General features: G+C 70.4%; 15 protein-coding genes. 6 read left to right on the top strand and 9 right to left on the bottom strand.

The features are described 5' to 3' along the window. Window positions 1-211: 211 nt before the first annotated feature. Together ACIQWX_RS07530 and ACIQWX_RS07535 are read right to left on the bottom strand one after the other, a co-directional pair. Window positions 212-637 carry a TlpA family protein disulfide reductase gene (locus ACIQWX_RS07530; RefSeq protein ID WP_400866954.1) on the bottom strand — a complete coding sequence of 142 codons (426 nt, stop codon included), beginning with the start codon at window positions 635-637 and terminating at the stop codon, window positions 212-214. An 11-nt stretch (window positions 638-648) separates the two neighbouring features. Next, on the bottom strand, window positions 649-1,545 hold the full coding sequence (locus ACIQWX_RS07535) for a DUF2993 domain-containing protein (RefSeq protein WP_400866957.1): 897 nt from the start codon (window positions 1,543-1,545) through the stop codon (window positions 649-651). A gap of 152 nt (window positions 1,546-1,697) precedes the next feature. Between ACIQWX_RS07535 and ACIQWX_RS07540 the strand changes: the two genes are divergently transcribed. The 6 genes from ACIQWX_RS07540 (at window position 1,698) to pstB (ending at window position 7,597) form a co-directional block, all read left to right on the top strand. Beyond that, entirely contained in the window at window positions 1,698-2,444 is a 747-nt protein-coding gene (locus ACIQWX_RS07540; RefSeq protein WP_400866960.1) for a winged-helix domain-containing protein, read from the top strand. A 67-nt stretch (window positions 2,445-2,511) separates the two neighbouring features. Beyond that, the gene (mshD, locus tag ACIQWX_RS07545) at window positions 2,512-3,417 is read left to right on the top strand and encodes a mycothiol synthase (protein WP_400866963.1); all 906 of its coding nucleotides are present in this window, start codon (window positions 2,512-2,514) and stop codon (window positions 3,415-3,417) included. 225 nt (window positions 3,418-3,642) lie between these two features. Continuing rightward, window positions 3,643-4,773, top strand: coding sequence for a phosphate ABC transporter substrate-binding protein PstS (gene pstS, locus ACIQWX_RS07550; protein ID WP_400866966.1), 1,131 nt, complete (start codon window positions 3,643-3,645; stop codon window positions 4,771-4,773). Window positions 4,774-4,970: 197 nt separating this feature from the next. Beyond that, a complete protein-coding gene (gene pstC / locus ACIQWX_RS07555) occupies window positions 4,971-5,891 on the top strand; it encodes a phosphate ABC transporter permease subunit PstC (protein WP_400869444.1) in 921 nt (306 codons plus the stop codon). Between the two features lies 1 nt (window position 5,892). Next, window positions 5,893-6,810 (top strand): phosphate ABC transporter permease PstA, encoded by a 918-nt coding sequence (gene pstA, locus ACIQWX_RS07560; RefSeq protein WP_400866969.1) that lies wholly within the window; start codon window positions 5,893-5,895, stop codon window positions 6,808-6,810. A gap of 10 nt (window positions 6,811-6,820) precedes the next feature. After that, complete coding sequence (gene pstB, locus ACIQWX_RS07565; RefSeq protein ID WP_103337881.1) at window positions 6,821-7,597, top strand: phosphate ABC transporter ATP-binding protein PstB; 777 nt, start codon at window positions 6,821-6,823, stop codon at window positions 7,595-7,597. Between the two features lie 78 nt (window positions 7,598-7,675). Here pstB and ACIQWX_RS07570 read toward each other — a convergent pair whose 3' ends face one another. The 7 genes from ACIQWX_RS07570 to ACIQWX_RS07600 all read right to left on the bottom strand — a co-directional run bounded on the left by ACIQWX_RS07570 (window position 7,676) and on the right by ACIQWX_RS07600 (window position 17,671). Then, the gene (locus tag ACIQWX_RS07570; RefSeq protein WP_400866974.1) at window positions 7,676-8,236 is read right to left on the bottom strand and encodes a dihydrofolate reductase family protein; all 561 of its coding nucleotides are present in this window, start codon (window positions 8,234-8,236) and stop codon (window positions 7,676-7,678) included. A 116-nt stretch (window positions 8,237-8,352) separates the two neighbouring features. Then, the gene (gene phoU / locus ACIQWX_RS07575) at window positions 8,353-9,018 is read right to left on the bottom strand and encodes a phosphate signaling complex protein PhoU (RefSeq protein WP_400866977.1); all 666 of its coding nucleotides are present in this window, start codon (window positions 9,016-9,018) and stop codon (window positions 8,353-8,355) included. A gap of 83 nt (window positions 9,019-9,101) precedes the next feature. Next, window positions 9,102-10,499, bottom strand: coding sequence for an LCP family protein (locus ACIQWX_RS07580; RefSeq protein ID WP_400866980.1), 1,398 nt, complete (start codon window positions 10,497-10,499; stop codon window positions 9,102-9,104). A 1,733-nt stretch (window positions 10,500-12,232) separates the two neighbouring features. Continuing rightward, on the bottom strand, window positions 12,233-12,901 hold the full coding sequence (locus ACIQWX_RS07585) for a GGDEF domain-containing protein (RefSeq protein WP_400866982.1): 669 nt from the start codon (window positions 12,899-12,901) through the stop codon (window positions 12,233-12,235). A gap of 109 nt (window positions 12,902-13,010) precedes the next feature. Next, window positions 13,011-13,574: an isopentenyl-diphosphate Delta-isomerase gene (gene idi / locus ACIQWX_RS07590; protein ID WP_400866985.1), complete on the bottom strand. Its 564-nt coding sequence runs from the start codon at window positions 13,572-13,574 to the stop codon at window positions 13,011-13,013. A gap of 86 nt (window positions 13,575-13,660) precedes the next feature. Further along, entirely contained in the window at window positions 13,661-14,494 is an 834-nt protein-coding gene (locus tag ACIQWX_RS07595) for an alpha/beta fold hydrolase (protein WP_400866988.1), read from the bottom strand. 36 nt (window positions 14,495-14,530) lie between these two features. Further along, window positions 14,531-17,671, bottom strand: a complete 3,141-nt coding sequence (locus ACIQWX_RS07600) for an NACHT domain-containing protein (RefSeq protein WP_400866991.1) — start codon at window positions 17,669-17,671, stop codon at window positions 14,531-14,533. Between the last annotated feature and the right edge of the window lie 3 nt (window positions 17,672-17,674).

The raw sequence follows: 17,674 nt of genomic DNA on the forward strand, positions 1-17,674 counted from the left end.
GCTTCGGGGCTGGCTGGTTCCGGGCGTGGTTCAGCGCCGGTCGGAGGAAGCGCGACACAGGCTGCTGCGGACGCGGCAGAGGTCGACTGCGCGTCGCTGCGTCAAGAAGGTGGTCAGCCCGGTCACGGGTGCGAGGGTACCCAGAGCTCTCTCAGGGTGGGAACCACGTTCATACCTTGGGACGATTCCCAGCAGCCGGGACAATCCCCGGTCAAGCCGTCCGGGTCGTGAGATGCGGCCGCAGCGCGGCCAGCAGTTCGGGGCCCTTCGGGACGCCGCCGACGCGCAGCAGCTCCCGGCCGTCGGGGGTCAGCGCGATCGTGGTCGGCGTCCGCAGCACGGACAGCGACTGCGCGACCTCCGGCTGGTTCGTGACGTCGAGTTCGACGTGGTGCAGGCCGTCCGTCCGCTCGGCCAGCGGCCCGAGCACGGCCTTCGCGTGCCGGCAAGGCGCGCAGAAGGTGGTGGAGATCTGGACCAGCGTCACGGCGGACGCCGGGTCGAGCACGTCGGTGACGGGGCCGGGCAGATCACGCACGGGCTTGGCGTTTCGCACCCGGCCGTTGCGCGCCCGCAGCAGCAGGCCGACGGCCGTGGCCGCCACCAGCACCGCCACGAGCACCCACAGCCCCGTCACCGCACCGCTCCCTACTTGCTCAAGTCCGCGAAGGACACGTTCGTCGCTTCGCCCTTGATCGTCACCGATCCGCTCTGCACCCGCACGCCGGTCGGGGTGACCGACAGCGGCAGGTCCTTCGTGTTGATCGACGCCTTGAAGTTCGGCATCAGCGCGTTCTGCACCGCCTGGGGAACGACCGTGGTCTCCTGGTCATTCCCGAACTGCAGCCGCTTGGGGACGAAGTCGATCGTCCCGCCCTTCGCGTCGGCCTCGATCATCGCGAAGCAGAAGATTTCCAGATCCTTGCCCGCGAACTGAAGGTGTCCCGAAATGCGGACACCGGTGCTCGACTCGTCCTGGTCGGCCTGGCCCTCGGTGGTCGTCGTGGTCGGCGTCGGCTCGCTCTGCCCGCTGTCGCCGTTCTGGACGTACTCGGAGGTCGACGGCTCGATCCGCAGGTCCTTGATCTTGTCCAGCGGCGAGAGGCGCGCGAGGTCGGCGGCCTTGATGGTCACCGCGCCGGTCAGCTTGCCGATCGTGATCGCCTTGGTGTTGCCGTTCGTGATGTCCGACAGCGGCGCGGTGACGTCCTCGAGCTCGGCGTTGACCGCGACGTCCTGGAGCTTGTCGGCGACCGGCACGCCGGCGGCGGAGACGCTGATGTGACTGTAGTCACCGCCCAGGGCCTGCGTGAGGAACGGGAAGCCGTGGATCGTCACCGACGGGTCGTCGGTCAGCTGCAGCTGCGTGCGCGCCTTCTGGGAGATCATGTGCTCGGCGTACGCCGCAGCCCCGAAATCGGCGCCGACCAGCAGCAAGACCAGGACGACGAGCGCGATCACCCAGCGGCGGGCCCGGCGCCCGCGGCGCCGCGCGTCCGGCCTCGGTGCGGGTCGGTCGTCCCGGGTCACGGGCCTGCTCACCATCGCGTCCGTACTCCTGTTCGTCGGGGACACCGGGGATTTCTCCAGGTGTGATCGATCCAGCAAGGGTTAGGTGCCCGGCCGTTCAGCCGCTATTCTCACTTAGCACCGACCAACGCCGACGTGCGGCGACGATTGTGGAGGCGGTGCGGCTCATGAGCCTGGACCTTCTGGTACTGACTGCGGAAGCCGACGCCACTTCGGTGCTGCCCGCGCTGGACCTGCTGCCGCACACCGTACGCGTCCGCGCTCCCGAAGTGACCGCCCTGCTCGACGCGGGCCACCGCGACGTGATCCTCCTCGACGCCCGCAGCGACCTGGCCTCGGCGAAGAGCCTCTGCCGGCTGCTCAAGGGCACCGGCGAAGACGAGGCAGCGACCCCCATCATCGCCGTCGTCGGCGAGGGCGGGCTCGTCGCCGTCAGCGCCGAATGGCGCACCGACGACATCCTGCTGCCCACCGCTGGCCCCGCCGAGGTCGACGCGCGGCTGCGGCTGGTGACGACCCGCGACGGCGGTTCCCAGCAGGTCGACGCCGAGCTGCGCGTCGGCGAGCTGGTCATCGACGAGGCGACCTACACCGCCCGCCTGCGCAAGCGCACCCTCGAGCTCACCTACAAGGAGTTCGAGCTGCTCAAGTACCTCGCGCAGCACGCCGGCCGGGTGTTCACCCGCGCCCAGCTGCTGCAGGAGGTCTGGGGCTACGACTTCTTCGGCGGCACGCGCACGGTCGACGTGCACGTCCGGCGGCTGCGCGCCAAGCTCGGCCCCGAGCACGAGCAGATGATCGGCACCGTGCGCAACGTCGGCTACAAGTTCGAGCGGCCCGCCAAGGGCGGCGTGCGGCCGGGCGTGCCCGCTCAGGCCGAGGCGCCCGTCGAGGCCCCCGAACTCGCGCGCTGACGTCCCCACGTTCACCAGGACGCGTTGACAGCCTTCGCGTTGCCTCCCGCGCGGGTACGGTCGCAGGGTGACTGGAGACGGCGAGTGGCGCCAGGAACTGGACGACAAGCAGCTCGACGACGTCCGCGGGCTGCTGCTGGCCGTCCGCGACGCCGACGGGCGGCCCGAGGTCGAACCCGAGGGGGCGCTGCCCGGTGAGTTCGACGGCGGCGAGCACCTCGTCGCCTGCGTCGAGGGCGAGGTCGTCGGCTACGCCCACCTCGACACCACCGGCGACTCGTTCGGGCACCAGGTCGCCGAGCTGTTCGTGCACCCCGCCCACCGCGATCGCGGCTACGGCGCGAAGCTGCTTCAGGCCGTCGACGAGCGCGCCGCGGTCGGGTTCCGCATCTGGGCGCACGGCGACCACCCGGCAGCGCGCAAGCTGGCGCTGAAGACCGGCTTCGAGCGCAAGCGCGAGCTGCTCATCCTGCACACGGACGTCGAGGGCGCGGACTGGCCGGAGCCGCGGCTGCGTGACGGCGTCTCGCTGCGGACGTTCGTGCCGGGCCAGGACGAGGACGCCGTCGTCCGGGTCAACGCGCTGGCCTTCGACTGGCACCCCGAGCAGGGCGCGCTGACCGCCGACGACATCCGTGCCGACGAGGCGCGCCCCTGGTTCGACGCCGACGGCTTCTTCCTCGCCGAAGAGGACGGACAGGTCATCGGCTTCCACTGGACGAAGGTCCACGAGGCCACGCCGGGCCGGTTCGGCGGCGAGCGCGTCGGCGAGGTCTACGTCGTCGGCGTCGACCCCGCGGCGCAGGGCGGCGGGCTCGGGCGGGCGCTGACCCTCGCCGGGCTGCGGTACCTCGCGGGCCGGGGGCTGAGCCAGATCATCCTGTACGTCGAGGGCGACAACGCGCCGGCGCTCGCCGTCTACACCAAACTCGGGTTCGCGCGGCACGAGACCGACGTCCAATACGGTCGGTGAGCGTTACAAACGCCGTGCCAACAAACCGTCACAGTGTGCGAACGCCCAGGTCACGGGCGGGACACGGCACTCTTTCGGACTAGTAGCCCTGCTCACATCGACAGCCTTGTTCACTTTTCGTTCACCTGGACAGGGGGGACCGTCCACCGTGGCTGCCTAATGTCCGGATCCGGCGCGGCAGCACGCCGCGGCGACCCGGTCAAGCTCCTGATGGAGGAAACAGCAGTGAAGATCATGCGGCCCCTGAGCGCGGTGGGCATCGTCGCGAGCGCCGCCCTCGTGCTCGCCGCCTGTGGTTCCGACCCCGCGGCGTCCAACAGCAGTGGCTCGAACTCGGCTTCGGCGCCCGCTGCCACCGGCACCGCCGACGTGGAGTGCGGTGGCAAGAGCCCGCTCTCCGCGGAAGGTTCGTCGGCGCAGAAGAACGCCATCGACATCTTCACGCAGCAGTACGGCAAGAAGTGCTCCGGCCAGCAGGTGAACTACAACCCGAGCGGTTCGGGCGCGGGCGTCAAGCAGTTCAACGCCAACCAGATCGACTTCGGCGGCTCGGACTCGCCGGTCACCGGCGCGGACCTCGAAGCCGCCAACAAGCGCTGCGCGAGCGACGCCTGGAACATCCCGATGGTCGTCGGCCCGGTGGCCGTCGCCTACAAGCTGTCCGGTGTGGACAAGCTGACGCTGACCCCGTCGGTCATCGCGAAGATCTTCAGCGGTGGCATCACCAAGTGGAACGACCCGGCCATCAAGGCGGTCAAGGGCAACGAGAGCGCCAACCTGCCCGACAAGGCCATCCAGGTCGTCTCCCGCGCCGACGAGTCGGGCACCACCGACAACTTCCAGAAGTACCTGGGCGCGGCGGCGAAGGCCGACTGGACCAAGGGTGCCGGCAAGAAGTTCAACGGTGGCGTCGGCAACGGTGCGCAGGGCTCCAACGGTGTCGCGACCGCGGTGAAGGCCGCCGACGGCGCCATCACCTACGTCGAGGGCGCGTTCGCCAAGGACGGCCTGACCCCGGCCCTCATCGACAGCGGCTCCGGCGGCGTCGAGCTCAACGCGGCGAACGTGGCGAAGTCCCTCGACTCGGCCAAGTTCCTCAAGGACGGCTCGAACGACCTCGCGCTCGACCTCAACGGCATCTACGCCAGCAACACCCCGGGTGCCTACCCGCTGCTGCTGACGACCTACGAGATCGTCTGCTCGAAGTACGCGAACGCCGACGTCGCGAAGGCCGTCAAGGCGTTCCTGACGGTGGCCGCCACCGAAGGCCAGCAGCCGCTGTCCGCCAAGGGCTACGTGCCGATCCCGCAGTCGCTGCAGACCAAGGTCCTGGCCGCGGTCAAGGCGATCTCCTGAACGCCCGTTGCGACTGACATCCGAGTGATAGAGGCTGGTCAGCAGTCCTGATGAGCGAGTCATCCTCGACGCGAACGCCCACCGGCGACCCCGGTGGGCGTTCGTCGTCCGCCACGACGCCCCCGGAGGTCCCGATTTCGGAGCAAGCAGCACCGCCGGCGGCGCCCGAGCCGCCCGCGAGCGAAAAACCGAAGAAGGTGCGGCCCGGTGACCGCATCTTCCAGAACCTGACCACCGGGGCCGGGATCTTCGTCGTCGCCCTGATCGGCCTGATCGGGATCTTCCTGCTCATCCAGGCGATCCCGGCGCTGCAGGCCAACAAGGCGAACTTCCTCACCAACCACGGCTGGTCGACCAACGACCCCGCGAACATGTCGTTCGGCATCCTCGACCTCCTCGAGGTCACGGTGGCGACGTCGCTCGTGGCGCTGATCATCGCGATGCCGATTTCCCTGGGCATCGCGCTGTTCCTGACGCAGTACGCGCCCGCCCGCCTCTCGCGGCCGTTCGCCTACGTCATCGACCTGCTCGCCGCGGTCCCCTCGATCATCTTCGGCCTCTGGGGCATCCTCGTGTTCGCCCCGGCGATCGAGCCGTTCTCCCAGTGGATCAACGACACGTTCTCGTGGTTCCCGCTGCTGGCGCCCGGCAACGTCTCGCCGAGCGTGCGCGGCACGATCTTCACCGCCGGCATCGTGCTCGCCGTGATGATCCTGCCGATCATCACGTCGCTCTCGCGCGAGGTGTTCGAGCGGACGCCGACCCCGCACATCGAGGGCGCGCTGGCGCTCGGCGCGACGCGCTGGGAAGTCATCCGCACGACGGTGCTGCCGTTCGGCAAGGCCGGCTACATCGGCGCGTCGATGCTCGGCCTCGGCCGCGCGCTGGGCGAGACGATCGCCCTCGCCGTCATCCTGCTCATCCCGCAGGGGAAGAACTTCGACTGGAGCCTCTTCGACGGCGGGTCGACGTTCGCGTCGAAGATCGCCGCGAACTACAGCGAGTTCAACAACGAGACGTCGGCGGGCGCGTACATCGCGGCCGGTCTCGTGCTGTTCGTGCTCACGTTCCTCGTCAACTTCGCCGCGCGTTCGGTCATCGGGAAGAAGGTGGACTGACATGACCACGTCCACGCTCGAAGCGCCCGCGACAACGCCGGCGTTCCAGCAGGTCAGCATGGGTCGCAAGGTCAAGAACGGCCTGGCGACCACGCTGGTCTGGCTCTCGTTCCTGGTCGCCGTCGTCCCGCTGGTGTGGGTGCTGTACACGGTGATCGCGAACGGCGTCAAGCGCATCCCGTACAGCAACTGGTGGAGCGAAGACTTCGGCGACGTCCTGTCCGACGAGGTCGGCGGCGGCGTGCTGCACGCGATCATCGGCAGCCTGCTGCAGGGCCTCGTCTGCGCGATCATCGCCGTGCCGATCGGCATGCTCGTCGCGATCTACCTCGTCGAGTACGGCCGCGGCAAGCTCGCCAAGGCCACCACGTTCATGGTCGACATCCTCTCCGGTGTGCCGTCCATCGTGGCCGCGCTGTTCATCTACGCGCTGTGGGTCACCACGCTCGGCCTGCCGCGCAGCGGTTTCGCCGTGTCGCTGGCCCTGGTGCTGCTGATGATCCCGGTGGTCGTCCGCTCGTCGGAGGAGATGCTGCGGATCGTCCCGGACGACCTGCGCGAGGCGTCGTACGCGCTGGGCGTGCCGAAGTGGAAGACGATCATGAAGATCGTCCTCCCGACGGCGCTGTCCGGCATCGTCGGCGGCATCATGATGGCGCTGGCCCGCGTGATGGGCGAGACGGCACCGCTGCTGGTGCTGGTCGGCTACTCGGCCTACACGCACTGGGACATCTTCAGCGGCGAGCAGGCGGCGCTGCCCCTGCTGATGAACAACGAACGCGTCAGCAACCCGATGGACCCCGGCACGGTCGGCTTCGACCGGATCTGGGGCGCGGCCCTGACCCTGGTGCTCATCATCGCGATCATCAACCTCCTCGCCACCGTGTTCGCGCGCCTTGTCGCCCCGAAGAAGAAGTGAGCTGTAAGCCATGGCAAAGCGAATCGACGTCAAGGACGTCGACATCTACTACGGCAAGTTCCACGCCGTCGACGGTGTCACCCTGTCCGTGCCCCCGCGCAACGTCACCGCGTTCATCGGCCCGTCGGGCTGCGGCAAGTCGACGGTGCTCCGCACGCTGAACCGCATGCACGAGGTCATCCCCGGCGCCCGCGTCGAGGGCGACGTCCTGCTGGACGGCGAGAACATCTACGCCTCGGCGGTCGACCCGGTCCAGGTCCGCCGCACGATCGGCATGGTGTTCCAGCGCCCCAACCCGTTCCCGACGATGTCCATCAAGGACAACGTCGTCGCGGGCCTGAAGCTGGGCGGCACCAAGGGGAAGAAGACCCTCGACGACATCGCCGAGCGCGCCCTGCGCGGCGCGAACCTGTGGAACGAGGTCAAGGACCGGCTCAACAAGCCGGGCGGCGGCCTGTCGGGTGGTCAGCAGCAGCGTCTGTGCATCGCCCGCGCGATCGCGGTCCAGCCGGACGTCCTGCTGATGGACGAGCCGTGCTCGGCGCTGGACCCGATTTCGACGCTCGCGATCGAGGACCTGATCGGTGAGCTGAAGAAGGACTACACGATCGTCATCGTGACGCACAACATGCAGCAGGCGGCGCGGGTTTCCGACCAGACGGCGTTCTTCAACCTGGCCGGCGTGGGGCAGCCGGGCCGGCTGGTGGAGCTCAACGACACGGAGAAGATCTTCTCCAACCCGGACGAAAAGGCCACGGAAGACTACATTTCCGGCCGCTTCGGCTGAGTCGTCGTTGGGGGACAAGGCCTTTCTCGCCGGTGCTCGGGGTCGGCGAGAAAGGCCTTTCCTTTTGTCCTTTGTGGATCACCGCTTCGGGGTGTACCGCAGGGTCAGGATTCCCGATTCCCACGTTTTGCTTTCCAGCAAAAGCAATTCCCGCCGCTCGGTGAACATCGGCTGCCCCGCGCCGATCGCCGTCGGGTAGAGCTTGATCCAGTGTTCGTCCACCAGCCCGGCGCCGACGAACTGCTGCACGATCGACACCCCGCCGAAGAGCACCATGTCCTTGCCGGGCAACGCCTTCAGCGCGGCCACCTCCGCCGCGAGGTCGTCGCCCGCCAGCCGGTGCGGCTCGGCCACTTCCGCCAGCGACCGTGAGAACACCACCTGCGGCGTCGAGATCATCCACGTCGCGAAGTCCGCCAGCTCGGCCGGGCTCGCCGGGTCCGTCGCCTGCGCGCGGAAGTTCTGCTCGATCGCGTCGTGGAAGCCGCGCCCGGTCAGGATCGTGTCGACGCGGCCGCGCAGCTCGTCCGACAGCGCGATGTTCAGCTCCGGGTCGGGGAGCATCCAGTCCAGCTCGCCCGCCGGGCCGGCCAGGTGGCCGTCGAGGGTGAGGTTGACGTAGGCGATGACCTTGCGCATGTCCGGCTCCTTCGTGGGTGTGCTGTCACCCGTTGAGAGACACCGGCCGCGCGGAACTCATCGGTCTCCACGAAAAAAGCCCCTGACCTGCGTCAGGGGCCTTCTCGAAGGGTTGCTCAGATGTCGTCGTCGGAGCCGTAGCCCGGCATCTTGCCGGTGACCACGAAGATCATCCGCTTCGCGACCGACACCGCGTGGTCGGCGTAGCGCTCGTAGAAGCGGCCCAGCAGCGTCACGTCGACCGCGGCGGCCACGCCGTGCGGCCACTCGCGGTCCATCAGGACCGTGAACAGGTGGCGGTGGATGTCGTCGACCTGGTCGTCGTCGGACTCGATCGTCTTCGCCGCTTCGATGTCCTTCGAGTGGATGACCGCCTCGACCTGGCGGGCCAGCTTGACCGCGACCTCGCCCATCTCGGTGAAGTACGGCTTCACCGCCTCGGGCAGCACGGGGTCGGGGTGGCGGCGCCGCGCGGCCTTCGCCACGTGCAGCGCCAGGTCGCCCATCCGCTCCAGGCTTTCGGCGGCGTGGATCGCCGCCAGCACCGTGCGCAGATCGGTGGCCACGGGCGCCTGCAGGGCCAGCAGGGCGTACGCCTGCTCCTCGCACTGGGCGCGGGCGTCGTCGACCTTGGCGTCGTCGCTGATCACCTGCTCGGCGAGACTGAGATCGACCTCCAGCAGTGCCCTCGTGGCCCGCTCCATGGCGTCGGCGACCTGGACCGACATCGCGGCCAGGTGGTCGGCGAGCTGTTCGAGTTCGACATGGTAAGCCTCACGCATGGCCCAACCCTACGGGCAACCGTGTCCAAAAACCGAATCGCCGGATGAACCACACGTGAACCCGGTCTAACGATCCTCGCGGATCAGCCCGTGCTGCTGCTCTTCTTGCTCGTCGTCGACTTCGAGGTGCTGGTCTTCGACTTCGACGTGCTCGTCGGCGGCGCCTGCTCGCTCGCCGGGATCGGCGCGTTCGGGTCCGGCAGCGGGGTGTTGTTGCGCAGCGCGTCGAAGAGGGCCTTCGTCTTGCTGCGGACGAGCACCTCGTTGCCGCGGTTGTTCGGCAGGCCGACCGTCGGGACGGTGAGGAACGAGATCTTCGACGGGTCCAGGCCCTTCATCGACTGCGCCAGCGTCATCATCTGCTTGACGCCGAGGTTGTCGCCGAAGGTGGCCTTCGCGAACGCCGTGATGAAGTCGCTGAGCTTGCCGGGGTCGAGCACGACGTCCGACGACATGACCTTCTTCAGGAGCGCGCCGATGAACTCCTGCTGCCGCTTGATCCGGCCGTAGTCGGAGGTCTTGTCGCCCTTGACGTGCCGGGCGCGCACGAAGTTCAGCGCCTGGTCACCGGAGATCGTGACGTCCCCGGTCTCCAGCAGCACCTTGCCGAGGACGGTGTCGTCGATCGGGATCTCGTTGTGCACGGTCACGCCGTGCACGGCGTCGACCATTTCCTTGAAGCCGTTGAAGTCGATGCCGACGAAGTGGTTGATCCGCAGCCCGGTGAGCTGCTGGATCACCTTGGTGATGCAGGGCGGCCCGCCGACCGCGTAGGCGGTGTTGAGCTTGGCGATCTTCTGCCCGGGGACCTTCTCGTCGGTCGTCTTGCTCTGCGTGGTGTCCCAGCGCTGGCACTCGGGCCGGTCGATCTCGAGGTCACGCGGGAAGGACGTGACGACGACCCGCTTCCGGTCGGCGGGGATGTGCGCCACCATCACGGTGTCGCTCCGCGCACCCGGATTGCTGTCGGCGGTCCCGACGCCTTCCTCGGCGGACGCGCCGTCGCGGGTGTCGGAGCCGACCATCAGGAAGTTCTCGTCGTTGGCCTGGGCGTCGGCGTCCTGGATGTCGGAGGAGTTCTCGTCGAGCGCGGAGACCTGCGTGAACTTGGCGTCGAAGTAGGTCTGCGCGCCCCAGGCGCCCCCGATGCCGAGGAAGACGAGCCCGGCGACGACGGCCGCGGCGATCCGGCCGAAGCGGACCGAGCGTTCGATCTTGCGGGCTTTCTTTTCTTGGAGCCGGGTCTGCTCGGCCTTCTCGGCGTCCTCCGCTTCGGCCGCCGGCGTAGGAGTGACGACGCGCTGAAGGGCGGTCCGCGTGCTCTCGATGAGCGAAGCGGGCGAGAGGCGCTCACGGCGTTCGCGGCGCTTCGCTTCTTCGGCTTCCATCTCGTCGTGGGCGGCGGAGAACCGGGCGAGGGTGTGGTCGATCTTGCGCCGGTACTGCGTGGCCTCGTCGATCGCTTCCATCTCGTCGGTCATGGTGAGCGGATCGAGCTCGGCCCTGGCCGGGACGGCACCGGGCCGCCGCTTGGGCGGTTCGGCGACCGGGGGACGCTTCTGGGTGGGGGCATCGACCGCGGCTTCGGCACCGCTCTGCGCGACGCCTTCGGCTGCCGCGCGGCGCGGGCCGGGGCTGTCGGGCGTGGCGCCAGGGCGCCGGGGGCCAGCCGGATCGGGGCGGCCGGCGGTCTCGTCGGCGGCACCGGCACCGGCTCGGCGGGGGGCGGGCCCGTCGGCGTTCGCGCGGCGAGAGGCAGGCCCTTCGGCGGCGGGCCGACGTGCCGGCCGCTGCATCGCGGTGGCTTCGCCGGGCGATCCCTCGGGCGCGGGGCGCCGGGCGGCGGCCGTTTCAGGTGCTGCGGCCCGGCGAGCCGGCCGCTGCGGCGCGGCCGCTTCGGGAGAGCCTTCGGCGCGCCAATCGGAGGCGGGGCCGTCAGCCGCGCCGCGCCGCGGCGCAACGGCACTCGGACGCTGCACAGCCTCGGGAGCACTTTCGGCAGCGCGGCGGGCGCCCGGGCGCTGCGCGGCATCGGGAGCGCTTTCACCGCCGCGGCGAGCATGGCCGGCCGCACGCGGGGCGGCGGCTTCCGGAGAACCTTCGCCGGCGGCACGTCGGCCGGCGGGGCTGCCGGTGGCCGGGCGGGGCGCGGCAGCTTCAGGTGAGCTTTCCGGCCCCGGGCGCCCCTCGCCGGCACGGCGTCCCGGGCGGGGTGCGGCGACCTCGGAGGAGCCTTCGAAATCCGCGCGACCTCGGCCACCAGAGGCCGAGCGGGGGGCGGCGGCCTCAGGCGAGCTTTCCAGGCCCGGGAGCCCCTCGGCGGCGCGGCGTCCCGGGCGGGGTGCGGCTGCCTCGGAAGAGCTTTCGAAATCCGGGCGACCTCGGCCGCCGGTGGCCGAGCGGGGTCCGGCGGCCTCAGGCGAGCTTTCCGGAGCTGGGCGGCCCTCGGCGCGGCGAGCGGAGTGCGGTGCGGCGACCTCGGAAGCGCCTTCCGCACCCGGGCGCCCGTCGGCGGCACGCCGAGCGGGGCCGCCAGGCGCGGCCGGGCGCTGCGGTGCAGCTCCTTCCCCTTCCGGAGCCGGACGCCTCAACCGCCGTGGTGGCTGGGGTGCCGCCGCCGTCTGCTGGGGGCCGGGGTTGGCCGCCGGGGGGCGGCGCTGCAACGGGGCCTCCGGGGCCGGGGCCGCCGCCGTTGTGCGGCGGGGCTGGCGCGGCCTCGGGGGGCGCGGTTGACGGTTGGCGTCCGTGGGTACTGAGTCCTCGCCGGGGTCCGAGGGTCGCGCACGCGGTGGCTCGGCCGCGCGGGCCCGGCGGCCCGGCTGCTCGGGACGCTCCTCGCGCCCCGGGACCGGGCGGACGCCGGTGGACTTGGCGACGACGTCCGAGACGCTGATCCCGCCCTGGTCCTCCATCGACCGGCGTCTGCCGGTGCGGGGCCGCGCGGGACCGTCCGAACGGCGACCGGTTCCCGGGCTGTCGTGCTCGTCCGGCACTCGGTCTCCTTTCGCGCGATCGAAGGCGGGGTCGTGACTTGGCCGTCTTCCCCCGCGAGAGGTGATCGTTCCCCCGGAGGTTTTCGTTATCGTACGGATACCCCCCGTTCGTGACGACACCCTCCCGGAATTTTCTTCACCTTGAGTCGACGAACGGCCGCTGGCCGTCGACTAACGGGTGACCGATGCCCGCAGCTTTCCGGGGTAATGCGCGGTTTGTGTTACTCAGAGTGGGTTATTAACCGCGTGGTTTGCGCGTCGTGATAGGCGACTTTGTTCCGTCCGGCCCGTTTCGCGGCGTAAAGCAGGTCGTCGGCGCTTCGCAGCTGCCGCTCGGGCTCCGCCGGACCCTCGTGGGCCAGGCCGGCGCTGATGGTCACGCGCAGTCCCGGCTGCAGTTCCGACCAGGGATGACGGGCCACGCGCACGCGGGCGGCGTCGACGATCCGGACCGCGTGCCCGGCGTCGACGCCGGGCAGCCACAGCACGAACTCCTCGCCGCCGTAGCGAGCGCAGAACCCCTCCGGCGGCAGCTCCTCCTGGAGGAGGTCGGCCACCCGGCGGAGGACGCGGTCGCCGACGAGGTGACCGTACGTGTCGTTCACGCGCTTGAAGCGGTCCAGATCGACGAGCGCGAGGCCGAGCGGGCCGGGCTGCCGATCGGCGAACGGTCGGTACAGGCGCTCGTCGAGGTAGCGGCGGTTGTAGCTCGACGTCAGCGCGTCGCGCAGGCTGCCGTCGCGGGCGATGTCCAGCGCGGAGCGAAGGTGCTGGTAGGCGCGCCGCCAGTCGCCTTGGGTGGCGAAGAGCGTCGCGACGGCCTCGTGGAGGCGGAGCAGGTCCGGCGCGGGCGGGCTTCGGCGCAGCACGGCTTCGTCCCCGGCGACCATGCCCACCTCCACCACGCATTGGTTGTCGTCGTAGCGGAGGCCACGCTTGAGGACGAAGGTGAATTTAGCTCAAACGGGAGTGCGGTGGTCACACTCCGGAGTTGCGTCGTCAGAGTCCCGAGAACGGCTCGATGCCCTTGAGCTGGGCGAATTGGTCTTTGGCCCAGTAACTCACATTAGCCGTCTCGTCGTTCAGTAGCTCTTGGTAGCCGGTCCACGGAACCCAGCGCCACTCGCCGACCTCGGCCGGGTTCGGCTCCGGCTCGGCGTCGGCCCAGGCGGCGAAGACCGGGCAGAACTCGTTCTCGACGATCCCCTGGAACGGCGGCGTCCGGTAGCGGTACTTCGGCAGCACGCAGTGCAGGCCGGACAGCGACGGCAGCCCGAGCTCGTAGTCCGCGCGCCGGCGCACGGCGTCTTCGAGCGGCTCGCCCGGCGCCGGGTGACCGCAGACGCTGTTGGTCCAGACCCCCGGCCAGACCTTCTTGTGCAGCGCGCGCTGGGTGATCAGCAGGGCGTTGTCGGCGCGCCGCAGGACGTAGCACGAGAAGGCCAGGTGCAACCGGGTGTGCTCGTGGTGGCTGGCCAGCTTGGGGCCGGTTTCGCCGGTGGGCACGCCGTCTTCGGTGACGAAGACGACCTGCTCGGTCTCGGGTTCGATCGCGGTGTCCACACCCCCAGTGAACACGACGGGCGGGCGGCCCCCGTACCGCGATGCGGGTGGGTTACGGGTGGTCCGCCCGGCCGGGTGACGGGCCGTTACCGCGCGTCGAGGTGCTCGACGATGAGCGTCGTGACGGCCTCCGGCGCCTCTTCCGGCGCCCAGTGCGTCACGTCCTCGAGCATTTCGAACCGGTAGGGCCCGGTGACCCAGTTCGCGGTGTCGAGCGCCGCGGTCGAGCCGAACGAGACGTCCTCGGTGCTCCAGACGTAGAGCGTCGGCACGGAGATCTTGCCGATCTTCCCGCCGGGCCGGCCGGCGCGGTACCAGTTGAGGGCCGCGGTGAGCGCGCCCGGCTCGGACAGCCGCTGCACGTAGTCGTCGACCTTGGAAGGCGGCAGCCGCCGCTCGAACATCTCCCGCAGCGCGCGGCCGTCGTTCTCCAGCATCCGCCGCTCGGTGACGCGGGTCTGGCGCCACTCGGTCATGTACCGCGTCCGCAGGTGCTGGTCCTCGTCGGTCTTCATGGCGTTGGCGAGCGCGGCCGGGTGCGGTGTGGAGACGACGGTGAGGCTGCGCAGCCGTTCGGGGTGCGCATCGGCGGTCCACCAGGCGACGGCGCCGCCCCAGTCGTGCCCGACGAGGTCGAACTGCTTCCAGCCGAGCTGTTCGGTGATCGTGACGACGTCCCCGACGAGGTGGTCGATGGAGTAGTCGGAGGCGGGTTCGGGCCGCACATCGGGCGAGTAGCCGCGCTGATCGGGCGCGACGGCCCGGTAGCCGAGAACGCCGAGGGTGGCGACCTGGTGCTCCCACTCGACGGCGGCTTCGGGGAAGCCGTGCAACAGCAGCACCGGCCGGCCGTCTTCGGGCCCGGCCGCGATGGCGTCGAAGGAACCGGTTTCGGTGGGGATGCTGATGTGGTCGATCACGACTGGAATCTACTTCGCCCGGTTGAACGTCCGGTGTCAGCGCCCCTCGACGGTGACGACGGTGCTGTCCGGTCCGAGCAGTTCGGCCCCGACCGGCTCGACCAGGTCGCTGATGTGGATCGTGAGCCTCGGCCGCCCGGCGAACGGCCGCAGGTCGAGCCGGCCCATCCCCGTCACGGTCAGCTTTCCGAGCCGGTCGAGCCCGGCGAGCGGGGCCAGGTCGGGCATGCCGCGCAGGTCTCGCAACCGCAGGTCTCGCAGGTCCCTCAACGCGGACAGCAGCGAAAGGTCCGGGAGGTCGGTCGCGGTCAGGTCGAGCACCCGCAGCCCGGTCAGGTCCGCGATCGGTGCCGGATCCGCGGGCGGGCAGTCGATCAGGTGCAGGCGCCGGAGCCCGGCAGCCCAGCGGCGGAGCCCCGTCAAGTCCCCGAGCGCCTTGCAGCCGAGGAACGCCAGGGACGCCGGTGCTGTGAGGAAGGCGAGCGGTTCCAGGTCGGTGAGCCGGAAGACGTGGCTCAGCGACAACGACCGCAAGCCGGGCATGCGCACGAGATCGGCCAGCTCGGCGGGGTCGTGGAGCCAGCTCAGCTGAAGGCTTTCCAGCTGCGGCAGCCCGGCCAGCGCCGCCCAGCCGTGGGTGGCGACGTGGGCTTCGATCGAGGTGAGGCCCGGCACCGCGGCGAGCGGGGCGAGGTCGACCGACTCCGGTACCGGCGGCCCGGTCAACGCGAACCGGGACAGCCGGGTGCCCGCCAGCGACGGCAGGTCGTACCCGGCGAGGTCCGCGACGCCGAGTGCCTCGAGCCCGGGCAAGCCGCGAACGAAGTCCAGGCGTCCGTACCCGTCGTCGAACCGGCACCGCAGGTCTCTGAGGTGCCGGAGGTGTTCCAGGCCCGCCACCTCGGCCGGATCGTTCACGGTGAGCCGGCCGTCGTACAGCGGCGAGTCGGCGAGCACCCGCTCGGAAAAGTCGGCCGGGTCGAACAGCACCCGGGCCGCCATCAGTTGCCGGATGGCGGCGGGATCTTCGCTGGCGCCGTACCGGGCCAGCAGGTCGAGGGCGCCCGCGCCGCCGATCAGCGTGGCGGCACGCAGGAGGAAGGGCACTTCCGCCGGCTCGGGAGCGCAATCGGCCAGGAGGTCCAGGACGAACTCGCCGGCGTCCGCCAGCGCTTCGGCCTCTTCGAGGTTGGCCGGCGGGATCAGGGTGCTGGCGCGGTCCTCGATTTCGTTGCGCAGCCGCTCGCTCAACACCGGTGACGTCTCCAGGCACGCCAGCGCCACCAGGTCCAGCTTCAGCCGTTCCTGCTCGTCCGCGTCCCACCGGAGGATTCCGTCCAGCAGGCGCTCGCGCTGGGCCGGGTGGGCGTGGCCCGCGGCCAGGACCACCACTTCGCGCCACTCGTCGAGGTGGGCGTTCGCCGTCAGGATGCCGATGTCGTCCTCTTCCACCGCCGCCTGGGCGGCCAGGTACTCCTGGAACGTGCGGTGCACGAAGTCGATCCGGCCCGGGACCGGTTCGCGCAGCACGCCGCCGCGGTTCAGGAGGTGGCGGAACACCGTCCGCGGGGTCACGTCGATCTGGCCCATCGAGCGCAGCTTCGCCGCGACGCGGCCTTCGGCGTCGGCGGCCGGGACGTCCGTGTGGCCGTTGCGGACCAGCCAGTACGCCAGGTTCCGCAGCAACACCAGTTTCTCGGTCAGGGAAAGCCGGACGTTCGCTTCGATCCGGCGTTCGATGTCCCGGCTGTCGAGCAGCATCCGCAAGGCGACGTCGTAGAGCTCCATGCGGTTGCCCGGCAGCCGTCCGCTGCCCTCGTGGTGGAGGGCGCAGAGCAACGCGCACATCAGCGGGTTCTCGGCGAGCCGCCGCAACGCGCTCCGCGTGCCGATCGCCGCGACCAGTGCGTCGCCGCGGTCTTCCGGAGCCGGCAGCGCCTGGTGCCAGCGCGTGACGAACGTCCGGACGTCTCGGGGTGTCATCGGCTGGAGCCGGACTTCGGTGAACCCCTCGCCGCGCAGCCAGTCGGGGGCCACCGCGGCCGGGCGGGTGGTGACGACGAACCGGGTGCGCGGGAACGCGCCGATCAGCTCTCGCAGCCAGTCACGCACTTCGCGGCGGCGCTCGTCCGGGACCTCGTCGAGGCCGTCGACGAGCAGCACGGCGCGGCCGCCACGCAGGCGCCGCTGCACCCAGCCGGCCGGCATCTCGTCGGCGATGTGCCTGCCGACCTCGTCGAGGAAACGCTCCGGCGACGGCAGCGGCGACCGGCTGAACCGCCGCAGCCGCACCAGGAACGGCTCCAGCTCGGCCCAGCCTTCGACGTCCTGCAGCCGCCGGCTCGCGCACTGCACGGCCAGCCACTGCAGGAGCGTCGTCTTGCCGGACCCCGCTTCACCGCGCAGGAGGATCCGCGACGTCCGCGGCAGAACGTGCTCGATCCGGTCGTCGGCCGCGACGCCGTCTTCCGAAGTGACGGACAGGCTCAGGTAGGCGACCGACAGCGGGTACAACCGGGTCGCGTCGGGCAAGCTCGCGCCGAACAGCTCCATCCGGTCGAGCGCGGTGACCACCTGGCGGCGGAAGTCCGCGGCGAAGTCGTCGGGGTGACGGCGTTCGGGCAACGCGGCCAGGACGTTCCGGACCGTCTCGAGGATCTCCGTCTCCCGGCGCAGGACCTCGACGAGCGCGCCGGGCTGGAAGCGGGGCAGGGTGCTCGTCACCTGCACCACATACGCGCAGCACTCGCGGAGAACGCGCTGGTAGAGCTCGATTCCGTCGGCCGGGAGCAGCTTGGTGACGCCGGGGACGGTGCGGAGCAGGTAGCGGTAGAGGAACGTGGCGTCGAGGTCGGTCGCGAACAGGTCGTCGTCGGTGAGGGCGGCGCGCTCGAACGTTTCGCGGACCGCGTCCACCGCGGCCGCCCGCTCGTTGTCCGGCAGCGCCCGGAACTCGACGTCGAGGAACGGCAGGAGGCGGTCCGCCACCCGGGACTCGAGGTTCGTGAACAGCAGGCGGAGCTTGCGGCGGTCGTTCAGGCCGGTGAGCTGCTTCTCCGCCAGGTCGAGCACCTTGGCCGAGGCGTCGGCGGCGATCGGGCGGTCGCCGAGCCAGATCTTCGCCGCGGCCTTCACCACCGCTGTCGTCAGCGCGATCGCCGAAGCTTCGAGGCTCACCGA

This window comes from Amycolatopsis sp. NPDC098790 (genome assembly GCF_044759945.1).
Classification (GTDB): domain Bacteria; phylum Actinomycetota; class Actinomycetes; order Mycobacteriales; family Pseudonocardiaceae; genus Amycolatopsis.

What these genes read in the sequence shown, in the direction of transcription:
- pstA (WP_400866969.1), top strand. Translation starts at nt 5,893, where the DNA reads ATGACCACGTCCACGCTCGAAGCGCCCGCGACAACGCCGGCGTTCCAG.
- ACIQWX_RS07570 (WP_400866974.1), bottom strand. Translation starts at nt 8,236, where the DNA reads ATGCGCAAGGTCATCGCCTACGTCAACCTCACCCTCGACGGCCACCTG.
- ACIQWX_RS07535 (WP_400866957.1), bottom strand. Translation starts at nt 1,545, where the DNA reads ATGGTGAGCAGGCCCGTGACCCGGGACGACCGACCCGCACCGAGGCCG.
- phoU (WP_400866977.1), bottom strand. Translation starts at nt 9,018, where the DNA reads ATGCGTGAGGCTTACCATGTCGAACTCGAACAGCTCGCCGACCACCTG.
- ACIQWX_RS07540 (WP_400866960.1), top strand. Translation starts at nt 1,698, where the DNA reads ATGAGCCTGGACCTTCTGGTACTGACTGCGGAAGCCGACGCCACTTCG.
- ACIQWX_RS07580 (WP_400866980.1), bottom strand. Translation starts at nt 10,499, where the DNA reads ATGACCGACGAGATGGAAGCGATCGACGAGGCCACGCAGTACCGGCGC.
- ACIQWX_RS07585 (WP_400866982.1), bottom strand. Translation starts at nt 12,901, where the DNA reads ATGGTCGCCGGGGACGAAGCCGTGCTGCGCCGAAGCCCGCCCGCGCCG.
- pstB (WP_103337881.1), top strand. Translation starts at nt 6,821, where the DNA reads ATGGCAAAGCGAATCGACGTCAAGGACGTCGACATCTACTACGGCAAG.